The organism is Microvirga roseola (genome assembly GCF_020866965.1).
GTDB classification, from domain to species: Bacteria; Pseudomonadota; Alphaproteobacteria; order Rhizobiales; family Beijerinckiaceae; genus Microvirga; species Microvirga roseola.
Window position 1 is genome coordinate 1 of record NZ_JAJATX010000143.1, and the last position, 1706, is coordinate 1706.

Below are 1706 nucleotides of genomic sequence, written 5' to 3' on the forward strand. Positions count from 1 at the left end.
GTAAGCGGGGCAGATTAGGGGGCGATGGGTCTCAGGCTGCCTGGATGACGAGGTCAGCGAGCGGCGGGATCTTCGGCTGACCTGTGTTCAGTCCGAGCCGGTCCCCGAGATAGGTGAAGAACGACAGCCCGAGCTTGCGGCAGGTCTTCAGCAATCCGAGCATCACGTCGCGTGCCAGGCGGCCATCCACACTCATCGTGCCGCCGGAGATCTTGCGCTTGAACACGCAGGCTCGCAGGTCGTTCTCGGATGCATTGGTGTGCAGCGGGATTTCGGGCCGCTCGAGCACCCGCAGCAGCTCAGCTTTGCGCCGCGCCAAGCGGGCCAGCAGCTCATCAAGGTCCTTGTAGCCCGTGCGCTGGCCAAAGATTCGGTCGAACTGGCGCCGGAATGATGCCTCAGCGCCTGGTGTCGGGCTCTGCTTCCACAGCTTCAGGCTACGATAGAAGCACCAGATCGCCTGGCGAACCAGCTCAACGGCTTTCGCCTGCTTGGGCGAGGCGGGCATCAGCTTCTCGAGGTGGCGCTCGGCATGAACCCAGCACAGGGCGTGCGTGGCAACCCGGAACTGGCCGGCATCGTCAGACACAACGACCGTGTTCTGCAGCAGCCCGTGCTGCCGGAGCGCACCCCAGGTGGCGGCTTCGTCCAGCGACTGCAGCAGAGGCCGGTCGAAGATGTTGATCGAGCACCGCAACAGATGCTGCCACCACTCCATCTGCGAGCCGAACACGTGGCCCTGGAGCTTGCTCACCCGGGCGATCACGGTTCCATCGACAGGCTGCCGGCGCAGATAGTCCAGAGCGGCTTCGTTGACGACATACTCCTCACAGCCGGCCCGCAGCAGCGACAGGAAGTTCAGGCGCGATTTCGACCGGCTGGTGCGAAAGACACAAAAGCGCTCGCCGCCGATCTGGGTGGTGACCCCAGGACGGCGGGCATGGCGCGCACCGGTGTCATCGACGGTGAGGTAAGGCGACGAGGCCAGGCCGGCCTGCAGGACTGCGCGGTCTTCCTGCTCGAACGCCTCCAGGTCCGAGGTGAGCAGGCGCACCACCTGACGTTTGGAGATCGCCAGGCCGATGCCGTTCAGCAGATCGGCGAGCCGCTCGGTGGTCACCTGGCCTTGCGTGTGCAGGGCGAGGCAGAACCGCCGCACGCCGGGCCCGAACCCGCCCGGGATCCCTTCCGGCAGCGGCGCGATGATGGTCTGGCCCTCTGGGGTGAGCCAGCGTTCCCGCTTGTAGCGCACGACCTCGGCGACCAGCACCAGATCCCGGCGCACCACCGTCTTGTAGCCTTTGAAGCGCGATCCGGCTGCACTTCGGCTCGGATCGTGACCTCGCGCGTGACCCGATCCCGTTTGGCGCCGCGGCCTGGACGCCGTCCCGGACCGGCAGGGCGCGGCTGAGTGGCCTTGTCCATGCCGGAGGGCTTGAAGGGCGGGCGCGGCGGCAGGTTCTTGAGCCGGGCGATCTCGTCCTTCAGGACCTGATTGTCGAGGCGTAGGTTGCTGTTATCGAGGCGCAGCCGCTCGACCTCCTCCTCCAGTCTCTCGATCTTGCCGGCCAGATCCGAGACCAGCAGGCGCAGCGCCTTCTGAGACAGGGGCTTGGCGACATCAGAGGGTGGTCCCGTCATCCATGGATTGAATCATGAATGCCGCCCCGGAGGAATCCCTTGCCCCCTAATCTGCCCCGCTTACC

At 65.9% G+C, this 1706-nt stretch carries 1 pseudogene; it reads right to left on the reverse strand.

What is annotated here, in order from left to right:
• Positions 1 to 31: 31 nt before the first annotated feature.
• Positions 32 to 1641 (reverse strand): annotated as a pseudogene (locus tag LG661_RS24535) (IS66 family transposase).
• Positions 1642 to 1706 lie beyond the last annotated feature (65 nt).